The sequence below is a fragment of the Methylobacter sp. Wu1 genome (assembly GCF_036553575.1).
In the GTDB taxonomy this organism is placed as follows: Bacteria; Pseudomonadota; Gammaproteobacteria; order Methylococcales; family Methylomonadaceae; genus Methylobacter.
Genome location: NZ_JAZHOC010000003.1, coordinates 1 through 7,601 on the forward strand (window position 1 = coordinate 1; position 7,601 = coordinate 7,601).

Genomic DNA, 7,601 nt, shown 5'->3' on the forward strand with positions numbered 1-7,601 from the left:
GTGAAAGTATTCGTTTTTTAAAATTTTAACCACAATATATTGTGCATTTTATATTTGCATATAACAGCATATAGACGTCAAAGAGAAAAATTTTGAATACTTTCACAGTCTCGTACGCACCGCGTACCTTTTTGAGGCTAGGGATTCGGAACGCGTTGAAAAGGTACGCGGTGCGTACCCTACTTTGCTTCGCGTTAGGCCCTGACCGAATCTATTTACAGCCATAAGGAAATTTTCCACAATGGACATCCCACGAATATTCAACATCACTGAAAGTGCTCACCGCATCCACAACCCGATCACCCCCGAAAAGCTCGCCACTCTCGGCGCGGCGTTGCGTCTGGAATCGGGAGCCCGAGTGCTCGACCTCGGCAGCGGTTCGGGGGAGATGCTGTGCACCTGGGCACACGATCACGGCGTCATCGGCACCGGCATCGACATGAGCCAGTTGTTTACCGAGCAAGCGAAACTCCGTGCTGTAGAACTCGGCGTCGCCGATCAAGTCAAGTTCATCCATGGCGATGCTGCCGGCTACGTCTCTGACGAGAAGGTCGATGTTGCAGCCTGTGTCGGTGCCACTTGGATCGCCGGTGGAGTCGCCGGCACTATCGAGCTTCTGGCGCGGAGCCTGCGCACCGGAGGAATCATCCTCATCGGCGAGCCCTACTGGCGGCAGTTACCGCCGACGGAAGAGGTTGCCAAGGGCTGTCTTGCCAACTCAATCTCCGGCTTTCTCATGCTTCCAGAACTTCTCGCGTCTTTCGGCCACCTTGGCTACGACGTCGTTGAAATGGTTCTGGCTGACCAGGACGGCTGGGACAGATACGAGGCGGCCAAATGGCTCACCATGCGCCGATGGCTTGAAGCCAATCCCGGCGACGAGTTCGCGAAAGATGTTCGAGCCAAACTGACTTCGGAACCCGAGCGCTACGCCGCTTACACGCGTGAATACCTGGGCTGGGGTGTGTTCGCGCTGATGCCGCGCTGATGCGGTGAGGCACGAACCGCATCGTTCGAGTCAGCCGCCTGCCGCCACATACAGCAAATCGATGCCGTTACCCCAATTTTCGGCATAAACCCCAACGCGACAGGCTGCGTAATCCATAGGATGCTGCCAACGTAAAAGGCACATCAATCGCGAGTGATGCGCTTCACTGCGTCGCTTGGAGCGCCTACTTTGGGTCAGCACGTCCACCGGGCTCGCGGACGAAATGATGCGAGTCATTGCAACGCTCCGTCATTGTCCCGGCCAAGTTTCTGCAGCAGAATCACATCATTTCCAACAAAAGTGACCTCACAGCCTGCCTGATTCGCCCACCAGCTAAAAGTCGCGCGCGAGAAAAAGCACACATGGGTAGGGTCCTGTTTGTAGTGCCAGTTGCTGAAGGCCGCCTGATCGATGACCATTTTCGTCATCAATCCCAGCCAGCCGACCGGCCGCAGCAGCGACAGCAGTGTCGCCAGGGTCTCGCCGGGCAGGAACAGATGCTCCACCACTTCAGTGGCAGTAATAAAATCATAACGCTGGCGCAGTACCGCAGTATCAGTAGCATAGTGATGATCATAGATAGCCATGTCGTAGCCCGCCTCGCGAAACATCAGAGACAGCGTCGGCCCCGGTCCGCTGCCGAAGTCCAGGCCTTTCGCCGGCGCCGGCACCCGCTCGCATAAGGGAATGAAAACCCGCGAAAGGAAGTTGCGGTAACCGGCATCGCGCGGATCGTTGCGGTGCAGATCGTAGTACGCCTTCTCCGCCTCCGGCGACAGGCGATACTGCGGCGGCACGAAAACCAGACGGCAGCGGTTACATTGGTGATAGGCGCGGCGCGCATCCCGGTAATAAAAAACGATGCGGTCATGCCGGCACAGCGGACAATGCATTCTTGATGCTCCTCAACAGTGGTCGGGGGCGGCATTATGAGCCATTTTGCGCCGCCAGTCTTTTAATCGATCATATCACGCTCCCGCGAGTGATGCGCCTCGCTGGGTCGCCTAGAGCGCCTACGCTTGGTCAACAAATCCTGCAAAACGCCGGCCAATGCACTTCCATTTAGCGCTAATGCCCATTAGAATGCGCCCCCTCGCCTCATTCAAGATTCATAAAGGAAAACCGCTTTTGGAAATTTTTTTCGTTTTTGGCCGGCTGCTGCTGTCCTCGGCGTCCAACGTCTTTCAGAAACAGCTGTCGCATCACGGCCTGCATCCGTTTTACATTGTCGCCGCAACCTATGCCGTGCTGGCCGTACTCTCCTTGCTGTTCTTTTTCAATACCGCATTTGCCCATCTGAGCCCGTCATTCTGGATCAATGTGCTGCTGGCCGCCCTGTTCGATGTCGGCGGCTGGATGTTCATGGTCATGTCCTTGTCCAAAACCGATTTGTCGATATTCGGGCCGCTTAATGCCTATAAAGTCATCGTTTCCATGCTGTTTGCGCTCGTTTTTCTGGGCGAGGTGCCGACGCTGCAAGGCTTTGCCGGGATCATGATTATCGTCGCCGGCAGTTTTCTGTTATTGCCGCCGTCAACCGGCACGATGCAGAATCGGCTCATCCAGCTATGGCTTGATCGCGGCGTGCAGGCCAGATTTTTGTCCATCTTGTTATTTTCGATCGGTACGGTTTTCCTGAAAGGCTCGCTCAAGCATTCAGGTCCCTTGGAGACGCTGATCTTCTGGTCTTTGTTCGGGTTGCCGCTGATCCTTTTGGCCAATGCATTCCTGACAACGGAACGGTTGGCGGACAACATTAAAAATTCGCAACCGCATGCCCTGCCCATTGCGGCAGCCGGCCTGACGGTATTCGTCATGCAATACCTGACGCTGGTGCTGCTGTCGCAAATGCTGATCGCCTATGCGCTGGCCTTATTTCAGCTTGGCATGCTGCTGCAGGTCTTCCTGGGTTACCGAATCTTCAATGAGCCCCATGTGATCCGCAGGCTGATGGCGAGCCTGGTCATGATAGCGGGAAGTCTGCTGGTATTGCAGGTGAATTGACCGGCGCAGGCTCATGCCTTCAGAAAATTTCGGCTGACAGCCGCTCCATGAATGATTTCGTCTTCCAGCTGTCAAAAAACCGATTAACGTATCGACTTGAATGAGTACCGCCATGGAACAACTGAAAATCGATCTACACAACACGGTCACGGCCCTGAGCAGTTCGCTGGATCTGGTCGGCATCGACGAAGTCAAGCACGGCAAACGCGTTGCGGTCATGGCCAAGAATGTGGCCCTGGAACTGGGCTGGAGCAAGGCCGACTGCCTGACGCTGCTCCATGCCGGCATGCTGCACGATTGCGGCGTCTCTAGAGTGCAGGAGCATCGCAATTTATCCGAAACCCTGGAGTGGGACGGCGCCGAAGCGCATTGCCTGCGCGGCGAAGCCTACCTGCGGGCCTGCCCGCCGCTGGCCCATCTGGCCACCGACATCCGCTATCATCACACGCGCTGGGAGCTATTGCAGGACGCGCCTCTGGATCAATCCACGCGCCTGCGCGCCAACCTGATCTACCTTGCCGACCGCGCCGACATGCTGCAGTTGCCTTTTATCGGCACCGAGCAGGTCCTGCTGGAATGCCCGGCCATCGTCGACTATGCCAGAAAGCAGGCCGGCCGCATGTTTGCGCCCGAACTGGTTGAAGCCTTCGCCCACGCCGCCGCCGAGGAAGCCTTCTGGCTGTCCATGGACCCGGAATATCTGGACGAGGATCTGGCCGAATTCGGCAGTGATCAGGCTCAGGTTATGCTGAATCTGGATGATGTGCGCGCACTGGCGCTGCTGTTCTCCCGCATCGTCGATGCCAAAAGCCACTACACCGAAGAACACTCCGAACGCGTCGCCAAAATCGCGCGCTACCTGGCCGAGTGCCTGGGCAAAACAGGGACGGAGCTGGACCTGATCGAAATCGCGGGACTGCTGCACGACATCGGCAAGCTACGCGTCGACGAAGCCATTATCGAAAAGCCGGGCAAGCTGACTGCGCGCGAATACGCCTGTATTCGCCGGCACAGCTACGACAGCTACCGGATACTGCGGCGCGTTTTCGGCCACACGCCGATACCGGTCTGGGCCGGTTACCATCATGAAAACCTGCTCGGCCTGGGCTATCCGTTCAAGCGCGTGCCCAAAGAGATCGATCTGGAAGCGCGCATCGTCAGCGTCGCCGATATCTTTCAGGCTTTAGCGCAGAATCGTTCGTACCGCGGCAGAATGGCTCAGGATGAAATTATCAAGCACATGAAGGAACGCGTGGAGCAAGGCACTCTGGATGAACAGGTTGTCTCGGTGGTTATCGATCAGGCCGACGCCTGCTACCGGCTGGCGACGGAGTAAATATCCAGCCAACAACTATCCCTTTACTCATCATCAAGAAGCGAACAGGTGAGCCGATAGAGCGCCGCAGTGTATACTTTTGCAGAACATAAAAGCTGTAGAGATAAAGTAATGCCGAGATTATATAAAATTAAAAACGGAGTCCTGACCGAGGAATATCAAACCAAGGACACGCCCAACCAGATGATAATCGATGCCGTCTGGATCGATGCGCATAATCTCAGCCTGGAGGAGCGCAGTCAATTGCAGACATTGCTGCTGACCGAGTTGCCAAAATCCATCGATGTAGAAGAAATCGAGGCTTCAGCCCGTTATTTTGCCGATCAGAACGGCATCCATGTCCATTCGCTGTTTCTGGCCCAAAGCGAAGGCGACCTTCATACCATCTCTGTCGCGTTCATCCTGCAACCCGAGCGCCTGATTACATTAAGGGACGGGCTTGATCTTGCGGATTTCCGCCTGCTGCGCATGAGAGCGCGGCAAAAGCAGGTTGAAGTGGCCACGCCGAAAGCGCTTCTGATAACCATCTTCGAGCAAAAAGTGGAAAATCTGGCCGACGGCATTGAGGACATCTTCGGCGGACTGGAACGGGTCAGCCACCAAATTCTTAAAGAAGACAATGCCGACTACGAAGATGCCATCGACCAATTGACAAGGCTGGAAGACAGCAATGGCAAAATCCGGTTGTGCCTTATGGACACGCAGCGTTCCATGGCTTTTCTGCAGCGGCATTTGCGTGATGAGCGCGAATTGCATGAAATCACTCATGACATCATGCGCGACATGAATATCCTGTTGTCCCATACCACGTTTCTGTTCGACAAGATCAACTTCCTGATGGATGCAGCCATGGGATTTATCAACATCGAACAGAATAAAATCATCAAAACCTTCTCCATCGCTGCCGTCGTATTCATGCCGCCTACGCTCATCGCCAGCATTTACGGGATGAATTTTAAACATATACCGGAATTGAAATGGCTATGGGGCTACCCGGGTTCGCTGGCGATAATGGTTCTCTCGGGCATTGCGCCTTACTGGCTATTTAAACGCAAAGGATGGCTGTAGCTTGGGTTGCCAAAGCCACAGAAACGGCATGACCTGCAGTTTTTACCGTTTTCCCGTCCGGATTCGTGTCAGGATGGCTAATGCAAGGCACGCCAACCCTTACTATTTCTAAAGAGCCAGGAGCCGGTTTTGACCAAGAAAATCGATAACAGCATGATCGTGAACTGCGTGGCCTATCAAAACGGCGTCAGTATCGGCAAGGTAACGTTCGAAGCCATCAGCGAAGTGCTGAAACGGGACAATACATTCGTCTGGCTGGGCTTGCATGAAGTGAACAGTGAGCTGCTGGCTAAAATCCAGCAGGAATTCAGCCTGCATGAATTGGCCATCGAAGATGCCTGTACGGCGCATCAGCGCCCTAAACTCGAAGAGTACGGCGACTCGCTGTTCATGGTGCTGCATACCGCCCTGCTCCAGGAAGACCAGCTCGAGTTCGGCGAGACGCATTTTTTCGTGGGGCCGCGTTTTCTGGTCACGGTCAGGCACGGCGCTTCGCACGGCCTGAGCAAGGTCAGAGAGCGTTGCGAGGCCATGCCGCAGCAATTGGCGAAAGGGCCGGGATTCGCGCTGTATGCGATCATGGATTTCATCGTCGACAATTATTCGCCCGTTATTGACGGCTTGCAGGCGCAGTTCGATGTGCTGGAGTCGGCGATTTTTCAAAACCGGCCCAGCCGGCAGACCATGGAAGGCCTGTACGAACTGAAGCGCGAACTGTTGCAGCTGGAAGGCGCCATTACGCCGGTCATCGATATCTGCAACGAGCTGATGCATCTTCATGGTCACGTTATTCCCAGAGAGGTGAGCGTTTATTTCCGCGACGTGGCCGATCATATCAAGCGCATCGACCGGGCGATCCACAGCATGCGCGAAATGCTGATCGCGGCCATGCAGGTGCATCTGAACTTTGAAACGGTGCGGCAGAATGAAGTCGTCAAAAAGCTGGCCGGCTGGGGGGCGATCCTGGCGATACCGACCATGGTCTTCAGCTGGTATGGCATGAATTTCCGGCATATGCCGGAGCTGAATTGGCCATTCAGTTATCCGATCGTAATCGGCGGCGTGGGCTTGGGCAGCCTGCTGCTGTATATCCGCCTGAAAAAGTCCGGCTGGCTGTAAGCTCGAAACCGCTTCGAGCGCGGCAAAATCTTTTGGATACTTGATGCCGGGATTCCTGTCTTTATTTACACTGAGAAACACATCAATTGGCCGCCAGATGGACGTAAAACCGATCACGAGTATGACGCAAGCCGATGCCGGGGCCTGGAACCGGCTGGTCAAGGATGACTACCCTTTCCTGTGCCACGAATTTTTGCTGGCGCTGGAGCAGAGCGGCTGCGCGTCAAGCCAGACGGGCTGGACGCCGCAGCATTTGCTGGTTATGCAGAATCAGAAACTGCTGGCCTTCATGCCGCTGTATCTGAAAGCGCACTCGCGCGGCGAATATGTGTTCGACCAGCCGTGGGCGCACGCCTATCAGCAATGCGGCTGCCGCTATTATCCGAAATGGCTGACCGCAATTCCGTTCACGCCCTGCCAGGGGCCGCGCATGGTCATCGATGAATCCGCCGATGCGCCGGCCGTCATGCGTCTGCTGACCGGTTTTATCAAGGCGCGTGCGGAACAGGACGCTATCTCCTCGTGGCACTGCCTGTTTCCCGATGCTGTGCAGGCGGAACGGCTGCGCGATCTTGGGCTGAGCCTGCGCGAAAGCGTGCAGTTCCACTGGTTCAACAAAGGTTACCGCGACTTTGACGATTTCCTGCAAACCTTCAGCGCCGGCAAGCGCAAAATGATCAAACGCGAGCGCCGGCGCGTCGGCGAACAGGGCATCGCATTGCAGCGGCTGAACGGCCAGGAAGTCAGCCCGGCGCAGTGGCAGGCGTTTTTTCAGTTCTACACGATGACCTATCTGAAAAACGGCATGTCGCCTTACCTGAACCCGGCCTTTTTCGAGCAGCTGGCAGCCACGATGGGTGAATGGTTATTGCTGGTGCTGGCGGTTAAAGACGGCCAGTACGTCGGCGCGGCGCTGAGCGTGGTCGGCAGCGACACGCTGTACGGCCGTTACTGGGGCTGCTATGAAGAAGGCTCATAATGGATTCCGGGGAGTTAGCTGATAATCAGTTCCAACAGTGAACTTAATAACGCTTTACCGCGTTTTCTGGCGTTATGCACAAATTCAAAAAAGCCTAAATAAATGGG

General features: G+C 55.4%; 8 protein-coding genes. 6 read left to right on the plus strand and 2 right to left on the minus strand.

Annotated elements, in window-relative coordinates:
- Nucleotides 1-241 precede the first annotated feature (241 nt).
- A complete protein-coding gene (locus tag V2P20_RS00085) occupies nt 242-988 on the plus strand; it encodes a class I SAM-dependent methyltransferase (protein ID WP_331814699.1) in 747 nt (248 codons plus the stop codon).
- Nucleotides 989-1,018: 30 nt separating this feature from the next.
- Here V2P20_RS00085 and V2P20_RS00090 read toward each other — a convergent pair whose 3' ends face one another.
- Both V2P20_RS00090 and V2P20_RS00095 read right to left on the minus strand, forming a co-directional pair.
- Nucleotides 1,019-1,225 carry a hypothetical protein gene (locus tag V2P20_RS00090; RefSeq protein WP_331814701.1) on the minus strand — a complete coding sequence of 69 codons (207 nt, stop codon included), beginning with the start codon at nt 1,223-1,225 and terminating at the stop codon, nt 1,019-1,021.
- Nucleotides 1,222-1,881 carry a class I SAM-dependent methyltransferase gene (locus V2P20_RS00095; RefSeq protein WP_331814703.1) on the minus strand — a complete coding sequence of 220 codons (660 nt, stop codon included), beginning with the start codon at nt 1,879-1,881 and terminating at the stop codon, nt 1,222-1,224. Before V2P20_RS00095 ends, V2P20_RS00090 begins: the two co-directional genes overlap by 4 nt.
- 235 nt (nt 1,882-2,116) lie before the next feature.
- On the opposite strand from V2P20_RS00095, the gene V2P20_RS00100 reads away from it, so the two are divergent.
- The 5 genes from V2P20_RS00100 (at nt 2,117) to V2P20_RS00120 (ending at nt 7,494) form a co-directional block, all read left to right on the plus strand.
- The gene (locus tag V2P20_RS00100) at nt 2,117-2,992 is read left to right on the plus strand and encodes a DMT family transporter (protein WP_331814705.1); all 876 of its coding nucleotides are present in this window, start codon (nt 2,117-2,119) and stop codon (nt 2,990-2,992) included.
- Nucleotides 2,993-3,104: 112 nt separating this feature from the next.
- The gene (locus V2P20_RS00105) at nt 3,105-4,328 is read left to right on the plus strand and encodes an HD domain-containing phosphohydrolase (RefSeq protein WP_331814707.1); all 1,224 of its coding nucleotides are present in this window, start codon (nt 3,105-3,107) and stop codon (nt 4,326-4,328) included.
- A 111-nt stretch (nt 4,329-4,439) separates the two neighbouring features.
- Complete coding sequence (gene corA / locus V2P20_RS00110) at nt 4,440-5,396, plus strand: magnesium/cobalt transporter CorA (RefSeq protein WP_331814709.1); 957 nt, start codon at nt 4,440-4,442, stop codon at nt 5,394-5,396.
- A gap of 129 nt (nt 5,397-5,525) precedes the next feature.
- Complete coding sequence (gene corA, locus V2P20_RS00115; RefSeq protein WP_331814711.1) at nt 5,526-6,515, plus strand: magnesium/cobalt transporter CorA; 990 nt, start codon at nt 5,526-5,528, stop codon at nt 6,513-6,515.
- 97 nt (nt 6,516-6,612) lie between these two features.
- Nucleotides 6,613-7,494: a GNAT family N-acetyltransferase gene (locus V2P20_RS00120; RefSeq protein WP_331814714.1), complete on the plus strand. Its 882-nt coding sequence runs from the start codon at nt 6,613-6,615 to the stop codon at nt 7,492-7,494.
- The last annotated feature ends 107 nt before the right edge of the window (nt 7,495-7,601 follow it).

What these genes read in the sequence shown, in the direction of transcription:
- V2P20_RS00085 (WP_331814699.1), top strand. Translation starts at nt 242, where the DNA reads ATGGACATCCCACGAATATTCAACATCACTGAAAGTGCTCACCGCATC.
- V2P20_RS00090 (WP_331814701.1), bottom strand. Translation starts at nt 1,225, where the DNA reads ATGACTCGCATCATTTCGTCCGCGAGCCCGGTGGACGTGCTGACCCAA.
- V2P20_RS00095 (WP_331814703.1), bottom strand. Translation starts at nt 1,881, where the DNA reads ATGCATTGTCCGCTGTGCCGGCATGACCGCATCGTTTTTTATTACCGG.
- V2P20_RS00105 (WP_331814707.1), top strand. Translation starts at nt 3,105, where the DNA reads ATGGAACAACTGAAAATCGATCTACACAACACGGTCACGGCCCTGAGC.
- corA (WP_331814709.1), top strand. Translation starts at nt 4,440, where the DNA reads ATGCCGAGATTATATAAAATTAAAAACGGAGTCCTGACCGAGGAATAT.
- V2P20_RS00120 (WP_331814714.1), top strand. Translation starts at nt 6,613, where the DNA reads ATGGACGTAAAACCGATCACGAGTATGACGCAAGCCGATGCCGGGGCC.